This window comes from Methylomonas paludis, assembly GCF_018734325.1.
Taxonomy (GTDB): Bacteria; Pseudomonadota; Gammaproteobacteria; order Methylococcales; family Methylomonadaceae; genus Methylomonas; species Methylomonas paludis.
In genome coordinates this window covers 2,026,297-2,046,890 of sequence record NZ_CP073754.1, presented here as the reverse complement: position 1 = coordinate 2,046,890, position 20,594 = coordinate 2,026,297, and the positions used below count along the sequence as shown (strand labels likewise).

The 20,594-nt window shown below is 46.9% G+C and carries 16 protein-coding genes; 8 read left to right on the top strand and 8 right to left on the bottom strand.

The window, feature by feature from the left end; genetic code table 11:
• Positions 1-145: 145 nt before the first annotated feature.
• A complete protein-coding gene (locus KEF85_RS09280; RefSeq protein ID WP_215579797.1) occupies positions 146-1,873 on the bottom strand; it encodes an NAD-dependent malic enzyme in 1,728 nt (575 codons plus the stop codon).
• A gap of 248 nt (positions 1,874-2,121) precedes the next feature.
• Between KEF85_RS09280 and KEF85_RS09275 the strand changes: the two genes are divergently transcribed.
• The gene (locus KEF85_RS09275) at positions 2,122-3,762 is read left to right on the top strand and encodes an acetolactate synthase large subunit (protein ID WP_215579795.1); all 1,641 of its coding nucleotides are present in this window, start codon (positions 2,122-2,124) and stop codon (positions 3,760-3,762) included.
• 29 nt (positions 3,763-3,791) lie between these two features.
• Complete coding sequence (locus KEF85_RS09270) at positions 3,792-5,225, top strand: aldehyde dehydrogenase family protein (protein WP_215579793.1); 1,434 nt, start codon at positions 3,792-3,794, stop codon at positions 5,223-5,225.
• A 27-nt stretch (positions 5,226-5,252) separates the two neighbouring features.
• Here the strand turns inward: KEF85_RS09270 and KEF85_RS09265 are convergent, their stop codons facing one another.
• The 4 genes from KEF85_RS09265 to KEF85_RS09250 form a co-directional block, all read right to left on the bottom strand.
• A complete protein-coding gene (locus KEF85_RS09265) occupies positions 5,253-6,140 on the bottom strand; it encodes a carbohydrate kinase family protein (RefSeq protein ID WP_215579790.1) in 888 nt (295 codons plus the stop codon).
• The gene (gene corA, locus KEF85_RS09260) at positions 6,140-7,414 is read right to left on the bottom strand and encodes a magnesium/cobalt transporter CorA (RefSeq protein ID WP_215579788.1); all 1,275 of its coding nucleotides are present in this window, start codon (positions 7,412-7,414) and stop codon (positions 6,140-6,142) included. The genes KEF85_RS09265 and corA overlap by 1 nt, the downstream gene beginning before the upstream one ends.
• A 216-nt stretch (positions 7,415-7,630) precedes the next feature.
• Positions 7,631-8,353, bottom strand: coding sequence for a phosphate signaling complex protein PhoU (gene phoU / locus KEF85_RS09255; protein WP_215579786.1), 723 nt, complete (start codon positions 8,351-8,353; stop codon positions 7,631-7,633).
• Positions 8,354-8,415: 62 nt separating this feature from the next.
• The gene (locus KEF85_RS09250) at positions 8,416-9,825 is read right to left on the bottom strand and encodes a mannose-1-phosphate guanylyltransferase/mannose-6-phosphate isomerase (RefSeq protein ID WP_215579772.1); all 1,410 of its coding nucleotides are present in this window, start codon (positions 9,823-9,825) and stop codon (positions 8,416-8,418) included.
• A 423-nt stretch (positions 9,826-10,248) separates the two neighbouring features.
• Here KEF85_RS09250 and KEF85_RS09245 point away from each other — a divergent pair, with 423 nt between their 5' ends.
• Positions 10,249-11,028 (top strand): UDP-2,3-diacylglucosamine diphosphatase, encoded by a 780-nt coding sequence (locus tag KEF85_RS09245; RefSeq protein ID WP_215579769.1) that lies wholly within the window; start codon positions 10,249-10,251, stop codon positions 11,026-11,028.
• 67 nt (positions 11,029-11,095) lie between these two features.
• On the opposite strand, the gene epmA is transcribed toward KEF85_RS09245, so the two are convergent.
• Positions 11,096-12,076, bottom strand: coding sequence for an EF-P lysine aminoacylase EpmA (epmA, locus tag KEF85_RS09240; RefSeq protein ID WP_215579766.1), 981 nt, complete (start codon positions 12,074-12,076; stop codon positions 11,096-11,098).
• Positions 12,076-12,645: an elongation factor P gene (gene efp / locus KEF85_RS09235; protein ID WP_215579761.1), complete on the bottom strand. Its 570-nt coding sequence runs from the start codon at positions 12,643-12,645 to the stop codon at positions 12,076-12,078. Before efp ends, epmA begins: the two co-directional genes overlap by 1 nt.
• Positions 12,646-12,718: 73 nt before the next feature.
• Here efp and epmB point away from each other — a divergent pair, with 73 nt between their 5' ends.
• From epmB to KEF85_RS09220, 3 genes are all read left to right on the top strand, one after another.
• Positions 12,719-13,705: an EF-P beta-lysylation protein EpmB gene (gene epmB, locus KEF85_RS09230; RefSeq protein ID WP_215579758.1), complete on the top strand. Its 987-nt coding sequence runs from the start codon at positions 12,719-12,721 to the stop codon at positions 13,703-13,705.
• Between the two features lie 92 nt (positions 13,706-13,797).
• Positions 13,798-14,523 (top strand): sulfite exporter TauE/SafE family protein, encoded by a 726-nt coding sequence (locus tag KEF85_RS09225; RefSeq protein WP_215579756.1) that lies wholly within the window; start codon positions 13,798-13,800, stop codon positions 14,521-14,523.
• Between the two features lie 9 nt (positions 14,524-14,532).
• A complete protein-coding gene (locus tag KEF85_RS09220) occupies positions 14,533-15,489 on the top strand; it encodes a sigma-54 interaction domain-containing protein (RefSeq protein WP_215579754.1) in 957 nt (318 codons plus the stop codon).
• Here the strand turns inward: KEF85_RS09220 and KEF85_RS09215 are convergent.
• Entirely contained in the window at positions 15,486-17,744 is a 2,259-nt protein-coding gene (locus KEF85_RS09215) for a tetratricopeptide repeat protein (RefSeq protein ID WP_215579753.1), read from the bottom strand. The genes KEF85_RS09220 and KEF85_RS09215 overlap by 4 nt on opposite strands.
• Before the next feature lie 392 nt (positions 17,745-18,136).
• Here KEF85_RS09215 and KEF85_RS09210 point away from each other — a divergent pair, with 392 nt between their 5' ends.
• Positions 18,137-18,574, top strand: coding sequence for a putative lipoprotein (locus KEF85_RS09210; protein WP_215579750.1), 438 nt, complete (start codon positions 18,137-18,139; stop codon positions 18,572-18,574).
• Positions 18,575-18,580: 6 nt separating this feature from the next.
• Positions 18,581-20,521 (top strand): hypothetical protein, encoded by a 1,941-nt coding sequence (locus tag KEF85_RS09205; RefSeq protein ID WP_215579748.1) that lies wholly within the window; start codon positions 18,581-18,583, stop codon positions 20,519-20,521.
• The last annotated feature ends 73 nt before the right edge of the window (positions 20,522-20,594 follow it).

Here is a 20,594-nt window from a genome sequence, read left to right as displayed (position 1 = left end):
GTGGATGCATGCGGCAAAGGCATGGTGTCGGTTTGGAATGTATCAATGACTTCGCATAATGTATATTATGTTAAATAATCGATAGCTTAATCAAAAACAGCATTGGCGCAGCAATGCTGTTTTTTTCTGCAATCAGCCAATTTGGCTAAGCCATATATTTGAACGGCAAATGTTTAGCTTGCCAGGAATGGGCTTTGACATAACTTTCCAGATCAATGCCGTTTAAATCCTGACGAGTGGCAGAACCATCTTCCAGTGCCTTGGCCAGCACTCGGGTGGTCACTTGCAAACTGACATCTTTAAGTTTCGCTACAGGTGGAAATATCAGACCATGTGCCAAGCAGTTTTCGCTAACATAATCCGTCAGCGCATAAGCAGATTCCAGCACCATGGCATCGCTGATACGGCTACATTCACCCAGTACCGCAGCAAAACCCAACCCGGGAAAGATAAAAGCGTTATTGCCTTGGCCGATTGGATAGGTTTTGCCCTGGTATTCCTGATCGGCAAACGGACTACCCGTGGCGATGATCGCCCTGCCCTCAGTCCAATTCAAAATATCTTGGGGAGTAGCTTCGCAATTAGCGGTCGGATTCGATAAGGGGAAAATAATGGGTTGGGAATGGTTTTTTGCCATTGATCTGATCATTGCTTCCGTAAATAAGCCTGCCACGCCAGTCAAGCCCAGTAAGATACTCGGTCGGCAATGATTCATAACTTCCATTAAGCTTGGCACCCTACCCTCGGCTATACTCCAGTCACTATAACTTTCCACCGAGTGTGCCAAAGGTAGTTTATATACATCATGGGTGTGCTCGGTAACTACAAGGCCGTGCTCATCAACCACATATATTCTCATCAGGGCCTGTTCTTCACTAAGTCCGGCGGCCTGCAGTCCGGCTTTAATGGCCGATGCCACACCAATGCCGCCGGCGCCGGCGCCGACCACGACTATGGTCTGTTCGATGAGTATTTCACCCTTTAGACGGCAAGCCGATAGTAAACCGGCCAGCGCCACCGCCCCAGTGCCTTGAATATCATCGTTAAAACAGGGTATTTTGTGTCGGTATCTTTCCAGCACATCAAAAGCCACATTTTTGGTAAAGTCCTCCCATTGCACGATGGCTTTCGGCCATTTTTTCTGAATGCCCGCCACGAATTTGTCCATCAGGGCAAAATAAGGTTCGCCTTGCAAACGTTTTTCACGCAAGCCCAGATAATGCGGATCATCCAATAGCTCATCGCGATTGGTGCCTACATCCAGATTGACCGGTAATGCCTGGAACGGACATAAGCCCCCCCCTGCCGTATAGAGGGCCAGTTTGCCGATACAGATAGCCAGACCGCCCATGCCCTGATCGCCAATCCCCAGTATGGCTGAGGCATCGGTTACCACAATCAGGCGTATGTCATGCCATGGGTATTTGGCCAGGATAGTGTCGGTTTGATCTATGTTGCCCGCGGAAAAGGTTAAGCCTCTGGCTGTGGTATACAGCGAACTGAATTGTTGTACCGCCACGCCTATGGTTGGGGTATAGACTATGGGTACCATTTCCTGCAGGTGTTTTTCCAGTAAGGCGTAGAACTGGGTTTCCGAACGATCCTGGAGCGAGCGCAGAAATTGATATTTTAGAATATCATTTTGCTGTTTTTGGTAATTGGCGTAGAGTCGCTGGAGCTGTTGCGGCAGATCGGTTACCTGCGGTGGTAAAAAACCATCCAAATCCAGATCGGTACGTTCCTGTTCAGTAAATGCAGTACCTTTATTGGTAGAGGGTAACCGTAGTAGCAGGTTGCCCCTGATAAAAACTTCTAAAAATCTATTGCCGTCGGCGTCAAGTTTGTAATCGAAATAATCACATATTTTGGTCATTGAAATCCCATTAAATATCCCATTGCAGGGTATAAATCATTGGCTGCAGGGCGAATAATAACCCACCGGGTTAAAACAGTGTTGAATAATTTCCTCTGTACTTTGTCTAAGCCCACAAACATCAGAAACAGGTGGGGAAATTTTCCCTATAATGGTCTCAACAGCACGCTGCACGGATGGTTAGGGTATGGTTATGGCTGATTGAATACCGCTGATGATTACCTTAAATAACATGAATGGGTTCATACATGAAAGCCAGTGATCTGTTTGTAAAATGTCTGGAAAATGAAGGTGTTGAATATATTTTTGGTATCCCTGGCGAAGAGAATCTCGATGTTCTGGAGTCTCTGTGCCATTCTTCGATCCGGCTGATATTAACCCGGCATGAACAGGCTGCCGGGTTTATGGCCGCCACGGTGGGACGTTTGACCGGCAAACCCGGCGTATGTTTGTCCACGCTCGGCCCTGGTGCCACCAATTTTTTTACTTCTGCCGCTTATGCCCAGCTTGGGGCCATGCCCATGTGTATGGTTACCGGCCAGAAACCGATACACGCCAGCAAGCAGGGTCAGTTTCAAATGATAGACACGGTCGATATGATGCGGCCTATCACTAAATTCACCCGGCAACTGGTGCGCGGTAATCAAATTGCCTCGGCGGTACGCGAGGCTTTTAAAACTGCCCAGGAAGAGCGTCCTGGTGCTGTACATCTGGAGCTGCCGGAGGATGTGGCGGCTGAACAGACTCAGGTATTGCCTATTCCCATCCAGAAAGTGCGCCGACCGGATGCCAATATCAAAGCCGTGGATATCGCCATTAAACGCATCGAAGCCGCCAAGTCACCTTTGCTGCTGATAGGTGCTGGTGCCAATCGCAAGCGTATAGCCAATATGTTGCAAGTATTTATCGATACCACCGGAATTCCGTTTTTTAATACTCAGATGGGTAAAGGTGTTATTCCGGAAAATCATCCTTTGTTTCTCGGCACTGCGGCATTGTCCGATCATGATTATCTGCATTGTGCCATCGAAAAAGCCGATCTTATTATCAATGTCGGTCATGATGTGATCGAAAAGCCACCATTTTTCATGAAGTCTAACGGTATCAGTGTTATCGATATCAATTTTGTGGCTTCATCTGTCGATGAAATTTATTTTCCGCAACTGGATGTGGTGGGTGATATTGCCAATGCCTTATGGCAAATGTCGGAAAGAATCCGGGTGCCTAGCTATTGGGATTTCAGCTATTTTTTAAAAGTAAAAGCTACCGTGGACAGTAAAATTGCCGAACGCGCCGATGCCAATGATTTCCCACTGATTCCGCAACGGGTGGTGGCCGATGTGCGTCAGGTTATGCGGGCAGAAGACATTATTGCGTTGGATAACGGTATGTATAAACTCTGGTTTGCCCGCAATTACCGCGCCTTATCCGCCAACACTATTTTGCTGGACAATGCACTGGCAACCATGGGGGCTGGGCTGCCTTCGGCAATTGCCGCCAAAATCATCCATCCCGAGCTGAATGTGCTGGCTATCTGCGGTGATGGCGGCTTTATGATGAATAGTCAGGAACTGGAAACTGCTGTACGTTTGAGACTTAATCTGACGGTGCTGATCCTTAACGATAACGGCTTTGGCATGATTAAATGGAAGCAGCAGAGTTCCGATTTTACCGACTTCGGTCTGGATTTTAATAATCCTGACTTCGTCAAATATGCTGAAGCCTATGGGGCATTCGGCCACCGGGTACAGACGGCTGGACAATTACAGGTGTTGCTGGCGGACTGTCTGAAAACCCCGGGGGTACATGTCATAGAAGTGCCAATCGATTACACCGAAAACAATCGGGTGTTTACCCGGGAGTTGCTGGATAAGTCCTGCATTATTTAACCGGCTTTCCGCTCTGCTCAGGAGTTTATATGACCACTTTTCCTATCTATCTGGCCGGAGAGTTTTGCACCACTGCCCAGTCGCTTGCTGTCATCAGCCCTTATTCTGGGCAATGTGTCTATCAAACCTATAGTGCTGGGATCGCTGAATTTGAAATTGCCGTACAGGCTGCCCAGGCCGTGCAAGCAGAACTGGCGGTTATGCCGGTATATCAACGCTATCAAATATTGCAAAATATAGCTGCCGGTATTTTGGCGCAGCGCGAGGCCTTTGCGCTGATCATGGCCCGTGAAGCCGCCAAGCCTTACACCACGGCCCTGGCTGAAGTGGAAAGAGCTGCCCAAACCTTTCTGATTGCCGCCGAAGAAGCCAAACGCTTGCCCGGTGAAGTGCTGAGTATCGACTGGCATGTATCAGCCGCCAATAAGCAGGCTATTGTCAAATATTTTCCGGTGGGTTTGGTAGCGGGAATATCGCCCTTCAATTTCCCGCTTAATCTGGTTGCCCATAAACTGGCCCCAGCGATTGCCGCGGGTTGTCCCATGGTCTTGAAACCGGCCTCAAAAACCCCGATTAGCGCCCTGCTGCTGGCAAAAGTGATAGCCGAGGCCGGTTTGCCGGGTGGTGCATTGTCGGTGCTGCCGATGGACAGACAAGTTGGCAATCTGTTGGTCACCGATTCGCGTTTTAATCTACTGAGTTTTACCGGTTCACCTGATATCGGCTGGCAAATGAAACGTGACGCCGGCAAAAAAAAGGTCGTGCTGGAATTGGGTGGCAATGCCGCCTTATTGGTGGATCAGGATGCCGATCTGGAGCGGGTGACCAGTAAAGCAGTGATTGGGGCTTTTGCCTTTGCCGGCCAATCCTGTATCCACACCCAGCGGATTTATGTGGAGGCCGGTTTGTATCCGGCCTTTATTGAATTGTTTTGCCAAAAACTCGCCCGCTTGAAAATCGGTGATCCGGAACTAGCGGAAACTGAGTTTTCGACTATGATAGATGAGGCAAATGCCCGGCGTATTGAACACTGGGTTGACGAAGCAGTGGCCGATGGTGCCAGGTTGCTGGCTGGTGGACAGCGTCAGGGGGCTTTGTACTCCCCTACCGTGCTGACTAATACCAGACAAACCATGAAAGTCTGTAATCTTGAGGCGTTTGCACCTATTGTAGTGATTGAAGCCTATACTGATTTTAAACAAGCAGTGACAACCATTAATGACTCCAGTTTCGGCCTGCAAGCCGGCTTGTTCAGCTTTGATAGCCGCAAGATAAATTACGCTTTCCAGCACTTGCATGTGGGGGGCTTAATTGTTAACGATGTGCCGACCTTTAGGGCCGATCACATGCCTTATGGTGGCGTAAAGGATTCAGGGCTGGGTCGTGAAGGGCCAAAATACGCCATTTTTGATATGCTGGAACCAAAATTGCTGGTAACAGACCATAGTAACGACGGGTTTTGACGAATAGCTTGATAATGTCTTTACGAATTAAGCTATTTGCCAATCTTGTCGAAAACGTCGGTAGAAACCTGGATCCGCCGGGGTAGCGCCGCGTTGGCCAATCAGGCTTGCGGCAAAATCCTGGGCGCGATGCATAGTCAGGGCTAATGGCCAGCTATGATATATGCCCAGTAAAGAAATAGCCGAAAAAGCATCTCCAGCGCCTACACAATCCACTACAGAAATTGCGTGTGCCGGGCTGACGCAAACTAATTCGCCATTCGCCTGCAAGGCTGATGCCCCGGCAGCACCTCGCGTGACTATCAAGCCGCTTAATTGGTATGCCCGCAATATGTCTTGCATTTGCTGTTCCAATCCTTTTCCGCTGGGATGCAATTGTTGTAATTCGGTCTCATTGAGTTTTACCCAATCGGCACCCGCCAGCCATAGTTGCAGATCATCTGCCCGCCACCAGGGTGCGCGCAGATTCACATCCAGAAATATTGGGCCTTGATACCGGCTGGAAAGCTGACTAAAGCTGGCCCGAGAGACAGGTTGACGTAATGCCAGGCTGCCATGATATAGAATCCGGCAATTCGGCAAAACGGGATCATCGTCATGAATAAAATCATAGGCCTGATTGGCCAGAATTTCATAACTGGGTTCACCGCCGTTTAATTTAACCTCAACAGCTCCGGTAGGGTATTGGTGGTCGAGTTGCAAACCGGTGGTGTCCATGCCCCAGTTTTGCATAGCCTGTCGAATTTGCTCGCCAGCGGCATCATCACCAACCCGACTGATAAATAGTGGAGCTAATCCCAGGGCCTGTAGATGCCAGGCAACATTAAAGGGGGCGCCGCCCAAAACCTGATAGCCATCGCTGAAACGGTCAAACAGCACTTCGCCGAATACAGTAAATGCAGATTTACCGGTCATTAGCGCAACCAGCCTTTACGCCGAAAATACAGATAAGGCAATAATACCGAAGTTATCATCAGCCCCAGAGCAAACGGATAACCCAACATCCATTGCAATTCCGGCATATTTTCAAAATTCATCCCATAAATACTGGCAATCAAGGTTGGCGGCAGTAAGGCTACTGATGCAACTGAGAAAATCTTGATGACCTTATTCTGGTTAATATTAATAAAACCTACGGTGGCATCCATCAAGAAGTTGATCTTGCCAAATAAAAACGCGGTATGGCTGTTCAGTGATTCAATATCACGCAAAATCTGTTGGGCATCTTCAAGCTGGGTAGAGGTTAACAGTTTACGTCTGAGCAGAAACGATACTGCCCGCTGGGTATCAAGAATATTACGCCGGATACGGCCGTTTAAATCTTCCTGTTCGGCAATATCAGCCAAAATCTGGGCAGCATCTTCATCACTCATACTGTGGCTAAGCACTTTCTTACTGACGTTTTCCAGTTCTGTGTAGATATTTTCCAGAGAGTCCGCTGAATATTCAGCCTCGGCACCATACAAGTCTAATAACATATCCCGGCTGTCAGAAACAAATCCGGGCTGGGTACGGGCTCGTAAGCGTTGCAGACGAAATACCGGCAATTCTTCATCGCGCACCGAAAACAGAATGTCGCCGCGTAAAATAAAAGCCACCGGTACACTGCGGGCAATATCGTCGCGATCCAGCAGGAAGTCGGAATGGATATGAATTTCGTCCTGCTCGACATAAAAGCGAGCGCTGGCCTCCAGATCAGTCAACTCCTGAGGATCGGGCAATTCCAGGCCGTAATGCTGGCCTATCAGTACCCGTTGGGCTTTGGTGGGAGCCAATAAATCAATCCAGATGGGTTTTATTGAATTAAGATCATGACGACAGGTAATGGCCACTTTTGACAGACGTCCATTGACCAGTTCAAAGGCACTCATCTGACCTTCTCCGCAATGCGGTTCCCTATCCCCTACCAATTGTTCACGCAAGGTGTCAGATATTTCCCATAACACATCGTCCTGTCTGGTTACTTCAATTTGTTCCCAAACCAGAGTGGCATCTTCCAATTCCAGTGAAGCCAGAATTTGACCAATTTCCAATGCAGACAAGCGTTTCAATAAGATATGCAACTCAACCATGTGCTGTTTTTGCACAAGGGTGGTGACAAGTTTGCGGCGTTGCATGGGTTGATTCAGCAACATGCTTTCGACTAGCCGGTGTTTTTTCAGCAGGTCATTAACGGTTTGCAGAGACACTGATGCTCCAGAAAAAAGCGGGTTGTTCTAAACTTTATGACCAACTTTTGAGCAGAGCGATGCGCCGTCAATGGAATGTCAATAATTTTTGCCACATTATACGCTTTGCACCAAAATGTTTTATGGTTCGTAACCAATACCCACCATACCAAGCTGAACTGCTAGGTATTAATATTTGGGTCTGCCTCTGTGTACTGGATAATTTACCCTGAATAATTACGACAATTTTAGATCAGCCTGGATTTTGACATGACGAACATCAATGCCTTTGATCATCAATATCATATATTCAGCGATATTGCGGCAACATTCCAGGCAATGTTCAAGAGATTTCATCATTTGCATGATATTCAGGCCTAGACTGATCATGCGAGAGTCACGAATAATGAAATTGAGTTGATGTTTGATACCGTCTTCTAATGCCTGTTCACTCTCCTTGTCATACGCTAATAAGTTGTAAGCTACTTCGGCATCATGATTTTCCACTAGCATTGATAGATTGTTAAGCATCACCTTTAGCGAATCGCCCATTTTCAGCATGTCCAGCATTAATCTAGGGTTGGGAATATTGGTTTTCGATGAAAACATCAGCAACCCAAATTTAGCAACCTCGACTATCTGGTCACCTATTTTTTCCAGTTCCACCGCAATCTTAGATGTGGCGATAATAGTGCGTAAATCATTGGCAACCGGTGCCTGCCTGGCGATAACTATCAGCACTTCGGCATCAATTTCAAGTTCGTATTGATTTACCTGTCGATCGCGCAAAATTACGTTTTCGGCTTTGATTATATCTCCTTCATGGAGGGCCTGTAAGGTCTGATCAAGTTGAAATGTCACCAGCTCAACCAATTGTTTCAGCAGAGTCTGTAACTGATGTAACTCGCCATCATAAATATGCAAGGTATGCGGAGTCTGATTTTCAGTTTGAATATTCATAACTGTTGTCTATGAAAGTTCAAAGCCGGGAAACTCCCTTTCCGGCTTTGAATCATTAAATATCATACACGCCCGTAATTATCTTCATAACGGACGATATCGTCTTCCCCCAAATAACTTCCAGATTGTACTTCAACCATTTCCAAAGGGATAACGCCGGGATTTGCCAGGCTATGCACTGAGCCTAGAGGAATGTAAATTGATTCATTTTCGGATACCAAAAAGCTGTCACCGTCTTTTTGCACCAGAGCAGTCCCTCTGACGACTACCCAGTGTTCAGCGCGATGATGATGTTTTTGCACAGATAATTTGGCACCTGGTTTAACCACAATGCGTTTAGTCTGATGACGATCGCCAATATCCACCGAGTCATAATGGCCCCAGGGCCGATAAACTTTGCGATGCATATGGGCTTCCGATCGTTTACTGGCTTTTAATTGATCAACGATGGCTTTGACATCCTGGACACGATCTTTGGCAACCACCATAATGGCATCATCGGTATCAACAATGATCAGACTATCTATCCCTACTACGGCCACTAATCGGCCACTGGAATGGATAAAAGAGTTGGTGCTGTCTACTGTCAACACATCACCCTTGATTGCATTGCCGGCATGATCTTTTGATGTGACATCCCAAAGTGCTGACCAGGAACCGACATCATTCCAGCCGGCATCCAGGGGGATCACTGCAGCTGCATCAGTTTTTTCCATGACAGCATAGTCTATGGAGTCGGATGGGCATTGCGAAAACACTTCTTTATCCAGCCGCACAAAATCCAGATCGGTTTGAGCTGTCTGCAAGGCCTCGCGGCAAATTTGCAACATTTTCGGATTGAATTTTTCCAGTTCGCGCAAAAATACCCCGGCTTTGAAGGCAAACATCCCGCTGTTCCAGTAATATTCTCCGGTAGCTAGATATTCCTTGGCTGTCTGCAGATCGGGTTTTTCCACAAAAGCTGCTACATCAAAGGCTTTAAATGCTTTGTCCTGAATAGGGGTGCCGGCTTTTATGTAGCCGTATCCGGTTTCAGGCTCGTTAGGTACTATGCCAAAAGTCACCAATTTGTCTTGTTCGGCCAATTTTCGGGCGTGTTCAACGGCGAGCTGAAAAGCTGGTTGGTCATCAACCACATGGTCAGCCGGTAAAATCAGCAAAATATCATCGGCCGATTTTGCGGTTAAGGCCGCCATAGCCACGGCAGGAGCGGTATTTTTACCCACTGGTTCCAGGATTATGGCTGCAGGCTTGACTCCGATTTGCCAAAGTTGATCGGCCATCATAAAGCGATGATCTTCGTTACAGACGGCTATTGGTGGTTGCAGATTGGGTACGCCTTGCAGCCTGAGCAGTGTTTCCTGCACCATGGTATTACCGGTCACCAGGCATAAAAACTGTTTGGGGTATTGACCACGAGAAAGCGGCCAAAGTCTGGTACCGGAGCCGCCCGATAAAATGACAGGTATCATCTGAAGTGTCCTTGTAGGGTTTTAATTCAGCTATTAGTCTAACATTAACTAGTCAAGTAGCGTCAAGGCTTGAATTGTATGATCAGCCTAATGAAATTGCCAGACCAAAGTGAGGTTACAGCTATATTTTATAGATTTTTTGGTGTAAATTTTGATGCAACTCAATAATTATTTCGACTCCTCTTAAATAATCAGGCGATTATTAGTTAATTGATTGATTTAAAAATAATTTATTCATAAGCAAGCCAATGCTGGATGTAATGGCTCTAAAATGACAGACCAGCATAAAAAAGATGATGGCTGGTTTATTTGGGATGTCACTAACGGATGGTTGAGTAAAAACTCTTTATTTCGTCATAGAGCTGTCACATAGGCAGATGAGAATAGAGTGATTCGCAAAGACTTAATCACCAGCATAGCCTTATGAATAGCCTTGTTTACCGCACCATCTGGATTTCCGACCTACATATCGGCTCGACCCAATGTCAAGCAGATACCTTATTGGATTTTTTAAAACACAATAATAGTGACAAACTTTATTTGGTAGGCGACATTATTGATTTTTGGGCGCTATCCAAAAAAATGTACTGGCCAGCCAATCACAATACCATTATTCAGAAAATCCTGCGTAAGGCCAGACAAGGTACGCAAATTATTTATATTCCCGGCAATCATGACGAAAACGTGCGTGATTACGATAACTATATATTTGGTGATATCGTCGTCAAAAAATCTGATATTCATACCACCCTGCAGGGCAAGCGTTTTCTCATCGTGCATGGCGATGAATACGATACCATAGCCAAACATCATAAATGGATAGCCAAGTTGGGTAGCGTCGGATATGACTGGCTAATCGAAATCAATCGGGTCATTCGTATTTTTAGGTCATGGTTTGGTCTGCGCTCAAACTTTTCGCTGGCTGCCTATGTTAAATTCAAAGTTAAAAATGTGGTGCAATTTATTTCCGACTATGAAATCAGCATCGTGCACAGTCTAAAAAATGCTAATGTTGATGGAGTGATTTGTGGGCATATTCATCATGCCGAAATCAAAAACATTGAAGATTTTCTGTATGTCAATACTGGCGATTTTGTGGAAAGCTGTACTGCTATTGTGGAGCATCAGGATGGTAGTCTGGAGTTGATAAAATGGCAAAAGTGCGAACAGGCGCTTTTGGCGGCACCAATCCCAGCTAATTAAGCTTCTCTACCGCCCTCTTATTTGCTATAAAGTTTAGGCAACCTCGATTAACTAATAAAGCTGTTGTTCAGGCATTTAGCAGAGGGAATGCTAACACCTCATCAATATGGTGACTGGCGCTGATTATCATTAATAATCTGTCCAGTCCCAAAGCCACCCCGCTGCAATCGGGCAGTCCGGCTTGCAGAGCAGCCAAAAACAAAGCGTCTTTTTTCACTTCCTGTTTAGCGTGATGGTGGCGATAATCAATTTCCCGATCAAACCGGGCTTCCTGTTCGGTGGCATCTGCCAATTCATAAAAACCGTTGCCCAATTCTATGCCGTTGATGAACACTTCAAAGCGTTCAGTCAGACGCTGATCATTAGTTTTGATTCGGGCCAATGAGGGCAACAATGCCGGATAATCGTGTAAAAGATATATACAATTATGAGTCATAGCGGGTTGGACGCAGTGGCTGAAGATAAAATCCAGCCATAAGTCGTGCTGATCTGCGCATAAATCCTCGGCTTCGGGCAATCCCTGGTTTTTTACATAGTCAATATAAGCAGCATGGTCAAATACCAGCGGGTCCAGACCGGTAAGCTGGATAAATAACTGCTGGTAGCTGATGGTGTGGGTTTTTGTGGATATAAATTCCGGGGCCAGCAGAAATTGCAGCAGACTGATGACTTCGCTCATCAGTTGCTGTAAATTAAAGTCGATTCGATACCATTCCAGGATGGTGAATTCGGGATTATGCAGGCGACCGGATTCGGCATTTCTGAAGGCTTTGCAAATTTGATAAATGCTGCCGGAACCGGCGGCCAGCAGGCGTTTCATGGCAAATTCCGGGGAAGTTTGCAAATACAATTGCTGAACAGGCCCTGCTAAATGCAAAGTGGTACTGAAAAAATCCAGTTGCGGATCGGTGCCGGTGCTGCGACACAATAAGGGGGTTTCGACTTCTAGAACCTGACGATCCTGAAAAAATTGTCTGATGGCGGCCAACATTTGCGCACGACGGCGCAAATGTTGGCTATCACAGACCGGTTGCCAATTATCGGACACTATTCTTTAACGCGTGATACGTATTCGCCGGTACGGGTGTCAACTTTAATGATCTCGCCGATCTGGACAAACAAGGGTACCCGCACTACCGCACCGGTTTCCAGGGTGGCCGGTTTGCCGCCGCCGCCGGAAGTATCGCCTTTCAGGCCGGGATCGGTATCGGTGATGGTTAATATCACAAAATTAGGCGGAGTGACAGATAAGGGAGCATCGTTCCACAGGGTCATGGTGCAAATATCCTGTTCTTTCAGCCATTTGACGGCTTCAGCCACAGCGTTTTTTTCGGCCTGATATTGTTCAAAGGTATCGGGTACCATGAAGTGCCAAAACTCACCATCGCTATACAGATATTGCATTTCCACATCAACCACATCGGCACCTTCTACGGTATCACCGGATTTAAAGGTTCTTTCGATGACGCGACCGGTTTTCAGATTGCGGATTCTTACCCGATTAAAAGCTTGGCCCTTGCCTGGCTTGACAAATTCGTTCTCAATAATTGAACAAGGGTCGTTGTCCAGCATGATTTTCAATCCGCCCTTAAATTCATTGGTGCTGTAAATTGCCATTTTTTCCTCGTGAAACAAATAATAGTCTGACGATTATAATGGATATGAATTTTAATCGGAAACCGGAGCAGCATTGAATACCCAAAAACTCACTTGGCAGCAGAGCCTGACTCAGGCTTTTACCGACATGGACGCACTGTGCGAGTATTTACAGCTGGATATTAATAAACTGTCGGTACTAACTGATTTTAAAGACTTCCCATTGCTGGTGCCACGTGGATTTGCCCAGTGTATGCAGATTGGCAATCCGGATGATCCCCTGCTGAGACAAGTGTTGCTGGCCAGTGCCGAGTTGCTGGATTTTCCCGGCTACAGCCATGATCCGGTCGGTGATTTACAAGCTATCGGTGTACCTGGGGTGATTCATAAATATCATGGCCGGGTATTATTGATTGCTACCGGGGCTTGTGCCATCCATTGCCGTTATTGTTTTCGTCGACATTTTCCCTACGGTGAATTGCAACTCTCCAGTCAGAAATTACAGCAGGCGATAGCTTATATTGCCCAGCGTCCGGAAATTACCGAGGTGATTTTTAGCGGTGGCGATCCTTTGCTGCTAAGTGATGCAAAACTGGCGCATATTCTTGAGCAACTGAATGAGATTTCGCATGTAAAACGGATTCGTTTTCACAGTCGGGTGCCGGTAGTGCTGCCGGAACGCATTACGCCGGAGTTGCTGGCAATCTTTGCCGCTATCACCAAACCCTGTGTGCTGGTCATCCATGCCAATCATGCCCACGAATTGACTGCCGAGTTTGGCCGGGGCTGCGCTGAATTAAAAAAACGCAATATTACCCTGCTGAATCAAAGCGTGTTGCTAAAGCAAGTCAATGACAGTGCCGATGTATTACTGGAGTTGAGCGAGCATTTATTTGAATTTGGGGTACTGCCCTATTATCTGCATTTGCTGGATCGTACCAGTGGCGCAGCGCATTTTGCAGTCAGTGAAACGGATGCTTTGCTGATGCTGCAACAATTGCGTGAGCAGTTACCCGGCTACCTGGTTCCGATACTGGTCAAGGAACAGGCCGGCGCCGCACATAAAATTGTGATCAATTAAGCGTATTATGAAGGTTGACGCCCTATAAATAGGGTTTTGCCTTATCAAGTAAGTTATAATTGCCTAATACTGTTTCCCTGACGTAATGTTTGATGCACCTATACCTTGATCTAAACGCTTCCTATCTGACTGCCGTACTGATGGGGCTGTTCAGCAGCCTGCACTGTATCGGCATGTGTGGTTCTATTATCGGTACGTTGACGTTTAGCCTGAGCTCTGAACTAAGGAATAACAAGGCCAGATTATTCGGCATAGTGTTTAACTATAATCTGGGGCGGATACTCAGCTATGGTATGGCCGGGGTAGTGGTAGGCTTGGTGGAAAGCTTTTTGACCATGCCGTTTGCCGAAGGCCAGGCTCACCGGGTGTTGCAAGTGGTTTCCGCCTTGATTATGGCTGGCGCAGGCTTATATCTGGCCGGCTGGTTTCCCTATTTTGCCTATATAGAAAAAACCGGGGTGTATTTCTGGAAAATTGTCGAGCCGTTTGGCCGCAAGCTGATTCCGGTAAAAACCCGCACCCAGGCATTACTGTTTGGTATGATTTGGGGCTGGCTGCCCTGCGGGCTGATTTATACTGCCTTGGCGCTGGCCGCCAGCAGCGGAAATATTGTGCATAGCGGCATTACCATGCTGGCATTTGGAATTGGTACTTTACCTGCGGTAATGGGCGTGGGTATAATAACGCCATTACTTACCCGGCTATCCAAAGCGCAGCGCTTTAAACGGTTTGTCGGTATTTTGTTTATTGCTTTTGCTTTGTTGGCGGCGTTTCCATCGTTGAACCCCATGCGCGTCCAGCATATCATGACATTTTGAGAGGTTTATATGGATAATTTCAATACTATTATTGGAAAATCTCCGGCACTGGAGGCATTGATCCGTAGCGCACAAATTGTTGCCGCCACCGATGTTACGGTATTGATCAAGGGCGAAACCGGCACCGGCAAAGAGGTGTTGGCCAAAGCTATCCAACGTAACAGTCCACGTGCCGACAAACCATTTATTACCCTGAATTGCGCAGCCTTACCGGAAGGTCTGGTGGAATCGGAAATCTTTGGTCATAAAAAAGGTTCTTTTACCGGTGCGATTTCTGACAAACAGGGTTTGTTCCATGCAGCAGATGGTGGCACCTTGTTTCTGGACGAGATTAACTCCCTGCCCCTGTCCATCCAATCCAAATTATTGCGCTTTCTAGAGTCTGGTGAATGCCAGGCGGTAGGTGCAACCAAACCGTACAAAGTCAATGTGCGGGTAATTGCCGCTACCAATACCGACCTGAATTCTCTAATTGATGCCGGCGAGTTCCGTAGCGACTTATATTTTCGCTTAAGTGTGGTGCCGCTGGAATTGCCGGCCTTGCATGAGCGCCGGGAAGACATCGAACTGTTGGCAGAGCATTTCTTTAGCCATTTTGCCAAAACCCATGATTTGCAGATGCCGACTTTGAGTCGGGGAACTGTCAAAACCATGCGCGCCTATCAATGGCCGGGCAATATCCGCGAATTGCGTAATTTGTGTGAACGTCTGTGCATACTGTTGGCCGGTCGTTTGATTGAGCCGGAAAATCTGCCGCGCGAATTTACCCGTCAAGCCAGTGCTGTACCCGCTAACCAGTTTATCTTGCCCGAGTTTGGGGTGCAGCTTGATGCCCTGGAAGCCGACATTATCTACCAAGCTTTGGTCAGAACTAACGGTAACCGCAGTAAATCCGCACGTTTGCTGGGTATTTCCCGAGATACACTGTTGTATCGGATTCAGAAACACGGTATTGCCACGCATTAAACTGCGCTAGCCTGCTGGTGAGAGCCAGCGCTCAGCAGCGATAGTTGAGCAGTGTGCCAAATAAGTAAATGTTGGCTTAACAGCTTAATCACCTCGTCCCAGTCATTAAAGTCTGTTTGACGAAATAGTCTGGCGGTCGGATACCACGGACTATCTTCTGTATCAGCCAGCCAGCGGTAATCGGCGGCAAACGGCAGTAATATCCAGACTGGCTTAGCCATTGCTCCGGCCAGATGAGCTACTGAAGTGTCAACACTGATCACCAAATCCAATTCGGCAATCAAGGCAGCGGTATCAGAAAAATCCTGCAAATACTGTTGATGCTGGTGTAATCCAGCCAGTTGGTTTAGCACCGCCAAATCTTCGCTTCTAATTTGATTTTGCAAACAATGGAACTCAAATGCCAGATCCAGCAATGGTGCCAGCGTAAGCAGCGGCAAACTACGGTTATGATCATTCTTGTGCATAGGCGCACCTGACCAGACCAGACCGATTCTGGTTATGGTTTTAAGGCCCAGTCGGGTACGCCAGCTTTGCCTTTTGCTCTGATCGGCAAATAAATAGGGTATATTGGCAGGCACAGTGGCTAAACTGGTTTTGAAGGCCAGCGGTAAACTCAGCAGCGGACATTGCAGATCAAAAGCTGGTAAACTATGTCCCTGGACGACTATTTCGAAACTTCCTGATAGTGTTTGCAGCAAGGAAACCAGAGGTATTGGGGTTTCTATCACTACATGAGCCCCCAACTCCGCCAATAATGGTGCGTAACGGCAAAACTGGATAAAATCGCCCAAGCCCTGTTCCGGGTAAATCAGGATGGTTTTGCCGGCCAGATCAACATCACCCAGCCACAGAGCCTGACTAAAAATTCGAACTTTATCCATTTGTCTCTCTCGCCAGCGCCACTCATATAAACGCCAACCGGTTTCATAATCACCGGTGAGGAGTTTAAGCAAAGCTTTGTTCCAATTGGTAGAGGCATCCTCTGGATTGATGACCAGCGCCTGATCATAATTGGCATCTGCTTCGCTAAATCGCTTTAATTCTTTGAGCGTTGTACCGCGATTATTATAAGCTTCGGCAAAATCCGGGCTTAGGATTAAGGCCTGCTGGTAACTGACTAGAGCTTCCTGGTGGCGATTCAGATTTTGCAGGGCTAAGCCACGATTATTATGGGCCCCGGCAAAATCAGGCTGGATTGCCAGCGCGGTCTCAAAACAGCTTAAGGCCGCCTGATACTGGCCAAGTTCATTGAAAACATTGCCGCGATTAATTATCGCCTCAATAAAATCCGGCTGGAGCAGCAGGGCCTGAGCGCAACTGTCCAGAGCTTCTGGGTAGCGTTTCAGATCGCTCAACACTTTACACCGGCTATTATAGGCCTCGACATTATCCGGCTGTATGGCCAGTACTCGATCTATACTGACCAGAGCTGACTCATTTTGTCTGAGCTGATTTAAAGTTAATGCATAATTGAAATGGGCTTCAGCATCATTGGGTTGTATTGCTACAACTCGTGCGAAGCACTTTAAGGCCGCCTCATGCTTATGCAAAGCGGCAAGAGCCATACCCTGACTGGTGTATGCATCGGCATAATCGGGGTTTAGCATAATGGCGCGAGCCAGATACTGAACTGCCTCAGCATAGCGTTTGAGCGACAATAAAGCGTTTCCCAAATTATAACAAGCTTTGGCATGATCAGGATTTAATGCAAGCGCCTGCTGATAACTGCAGATGGCTTCGGTATAGTGCCCCAACTGCTGCAGGGCATTGCCCTGATTATTCCAGGCTTCGACAAATTCGGGATTCAGGCTTATCGCTTGTTGATAGCAGGCCAGTTCTTGCTTGAACAGTCCTAGTTCATGAAAAACCAGGCCCTGATTATTATAGGCATTGGCATAATCAGGTTTGATGGTAATAGCCAGGGCAAAATTTGTCAGTGCAGCGTCATATCGCTTAAGTTTTTGCAAGGCAATACCCAGATTATTATATGCTTGAGCATAATCAGATTTACAGCGTATGGCTTGCTGATAGCTGCTGGCAGCAGCCTGATAATCCAGCAGGTTGAACCAAGCGTTACCGGATTTCCAGTAGGCCTCGGCATAATTCGGTTGCAGAGCCAGCGCCTGTGCATAGCTGGCCAGCGCTGCCTGATACAGTCTGAGTTCCAGTCTGCTGTTACCCAGATTAAAATAGTCTTCAGCAGTCAGCAGTAGTTGTTGGTTATGAGTAGGCAAAACATGATTCAAAAACATCGCAACACTCTCCAGTGAACCTGATAACAGGCATAAGGCTTTACCAAAATTGTTCTGGCGGCATGGTTAGCTTTATCCATTGGAATATTTACAGCATAATTTATGCCATACGTGTTCTTGAATTTAACTTAAGGCAATTTAGGCAACAGAACCCAGAATTAAACATGTGTATGGGTAAACCAGGCGAATGTCTTGGTATACCATCTCAAATTCGACACTGACTTAGCGATTAGTCGGCATGGATTAGTTGCCCATATCGGTGGGAGGTCATAATATAGGCTATGACCCCGATATAGTGTTTCGGGTTGCTGAATCGAGGTTAAAAATAGCTTTTTATAAACAGTGTGTGATACCAATAACTCATTTTTTTTATTTCCCGGCGGATTATATTTATGAATACTAAACTTTCAGCTATTTTGCCAGTAAGCTTATTGGCGCTAAGCCTGAGCGCTTGTTCATTTTCGACAAGCTCGGAAAGTTCGTCTTACAGTGCCAATAAAATTCTGGATGTAGCTTCCAGCCCATTTAAATCCAGTTCCGATTCTTCCAGAACTGAGCAAGAAAAATTCGAGACGGATGTAGCTGATTACACAGCGGAATTTGCTACCGGCTCAACCGGTACGCTGGACCAATTTCGTGCCCATCTCAGCCAATTGGCGCAAAGTCATGGTATCAGCAACTGGGAGGCGGATCGTACAACCTATGTGGGTATTGGCCGTGGACTAAAAAAGGCTAAACTGGGTGGCGGACAAATTTCAGCATTTACGGAAAGTTTAAGCAATAACGATCCTTTGAAAAAACAAGCCATTGAAGACGGTTTGAAAAAATAAACTGTTATGGGCTACCCCGGCCGGTCGCGGTCATTAGTCTGGGCGGTATACTTGGTTTTGGCCTGGTCTTCGGCTCAGGCTGAACATGGTTATATCGACTACCTGTATATCAACTCAGGGGAAGGCAGTGCCAGCGGTGGACATAGCGCTATTCAATTCGAGCGTGAAGTTTTTCATTTTCAGCACGTTGAGCCGGGGCTGTTACGGATATTCCGCGACGATTTCTCAGCCTTTAAATTTAATTACAGCTATCTGGAAAATCGAACAATCGAAGGTCATCGCATCGAAGTTGCCGACCAGGTGTTTCAAAATTTGCGTGATGCCTTTAATCACAGGTTTTTAATTCAGAATCAGCAATTTACCAGGCTAAAAGCATTGCAGGATGATTTGGCGCTACTCAAGGCGCTGAAACAACTGTCCCTGACCACGCCTGACCCAGGCACGGTAAGCACTGTAGAACTAAAGGCGCTGGGATATTTTTTAAGTGATTATCAAGCCGGTCAGCGCTGGATGGGTTCTGAAAATGAAAGTCCGCAGCACAATACTAGTGCTGCCCAGCTTAAACAGGCAGTTATCGCTACCTACGGCGACATTTTTTTGGCGCAAAAACATCAACAAATCTGGACACAGTTACAGGCATTAAAACCTGCTGCGGTAAGTAAACCCATTGAATTGACTGAACAGCAGTATGTAGACTATCCGCCAGGATTTAGTCAGCGCTATCAAAACGGTTTGCTTAATCTGGCCGCGCTGGAAGCGCTGGAGCGGGAGCTGGTACCTCGCCAGGAAACATTGCTGACCAGTACTCAAACGCGCTTAAAACTGGACGATAAGGCCATAAGCAAGTTAGCCGAATTTCGCCAGACGCTATGCCAGGACTTGATTAAACTCATGCGTAGCGAACGCGGCGATTGGGGTTATCCCCTATTGGTGGGCATGGCCAGATTGCACGCCCTGGATCAATCGATACAAACCGGTTATTTAGTCGTATTAGATCGTTGCCTGCCCAGTGATACTACGACTAAGGGCCAAGAGATTGCTCCAGAAAGTTTAGAGGATGCTATCAGCCAGGCAGAATCACTGCTGGATAAAGCCAGGCAAGGTTTGCATAAATCCGCTGGACTGGATGAACGTAGTTATAACGAGATTGAACTGGCCGGCAGCCGCTGGTTAAAAATCCAAGCTATACCACACAGCAATGATAGTATCTTGCTGCCGGCATTAAGCAACACACCTGCAGTGAGCGCAAAGGCAAACTTGGTGTCTCTGGCCATTACGCCAGACCAACTTGATAGCCATATTCAAGCGCTAAGCCAGCAACTTGATGCCTACGCCGGCCAACTCCGGATGCTTTATGATTACCAATTGTTAAGCCGCAATTGTGTAACGGAAATTTTCCGCGTCATTAACACCAATCTCAAACAGCAAGTGGTGACTGATAAAGCCGGCAAGCCAGCGGCGGCAGCACAGATTCGGCAAACATCTGAGCAATGGCTGGGCGGTTACATTGAAGATCAAGCCTTGAACATCATTCCCTTTGTTGCTTTCGATGCGGTGGCTAATGCTTATCGTGTGGATGCCAGCTATCGGTTAAGCACTTACCGGGAACAGCAAATTGAAACCCAATATCGATACCAACCCGATATCCTGGTCGATTTGTCTGAATCAAACACCCTTAGCTCGACTATTTACCACCGGCATGGCGAAGATAGCGCATTCCTGTTTTTTACTCAGGATGCAGTTTGGCCACGACCTTTATTGGGCAGTGTCAATTTGGCGGTGGCGGCGGGACAAACGCTGTACGGCATCATCGCCCTGCCCTGGGATGCCGGGAAAAATCTGCGCATGAGCCTGAAAGGTATGCTGGTCAGTGTGCCGGAACTGTTTTTTTTCAATATCCGCAAAGGCAGTTTTCCGCAGTTGCTGCCGGGAGTACAAAAAGAATGAGGTGGGCGGCGAAACGATCAAGCCATAGGTGATATGACGTAAATTTTACGTTTTTGGGTTTATTGACATATTT

Coding starts and splice junctions, on each gene's coding strand:
- KEF85_RS09220 (WP_215579754.1), top strand. CDS start 14,533: ATGGATAATTTCAATACTATTATTGGAAAATCTCCGGCACTGGAGGCA.
- KEF85_RS09250 (WP_215579772.1), bottom strand. CDS start 9,825: ATGATACCTGTCATTTTATCGGGCGGCTCCGGTACCAGACTTTGGCCG.
- KEF85_RS09275 (WP_215579795.1), top strand. CDS start 2,122: ATGAAAGCCAGTGATCTGTTTGTAAAATGTCTGGAAAATGAAGGTGTT.
- KEF85_RS09225 (WP_215579756.1), top strand. CDS start 13,798: ATGCACCTATACCTTGATCTAAACGCTTCCTATCTGACTGCCGTACTG.
- KEF85_RS09215 (WP_215579753.1), bottom strand. CDS start 17,744: ATGTTTTTGAATCATGTTTTGCCTACTCATAACCAACAACTACTGCTG.
- efp (WP_215579761.1), bottom strand. CDS start 12,645: ATGGCAATTTACAGCACCAATGAATTTAAGGGCGGATTGAAAATCATG.
- KEF85_RS09265 (WP_215579790.1), bottom strand. CDS start 6,140: ATGACCGGTAAATCTGCATTTACTGTATTCGGCGAAGTGCTGTTTGAC.
- KEF85_RS09205 (WP_215579748.1), top strand. CDS start 18,581: ATGGGCTACCCCGGCCGGTCGCGGTCATTAGTCTGGGCGGTATACTTG.
- phoU (WP_215579786.1), bottom strand. CDS start 8,353: ATGAATATTCAAACTGAAAATCAGACTCCGCATACCTTGCATATTTAT.
- KEF85_RS09210 (WP_215579750.1), top strand. CDS start 18,137: ATGAATACTAAACTTTCAGCTATTTTGCCAGTAAGCTTATTGGCGCTA.
- KEF85_RS09245 (WP_215579769.1), top strand. CDS start 10,249: ATGAATAGCCTTGTTTACCGCACCATCTGGATTTCCGACCTACATATC.
- KEF85_RS09280 (WP_215579797.1), bottom strand. CDS start 1,873: ATGACCAAAATATGTGATTATTTCGATTACAAACTTGACGCCGACGGC.
- KEF85_RS09270 (WP_215579793.1), top strand. CDS start 3,792: ATGACCACTTTTCCTATCTATCTGGCCGGAGAGTTTTGCACCACTGCC.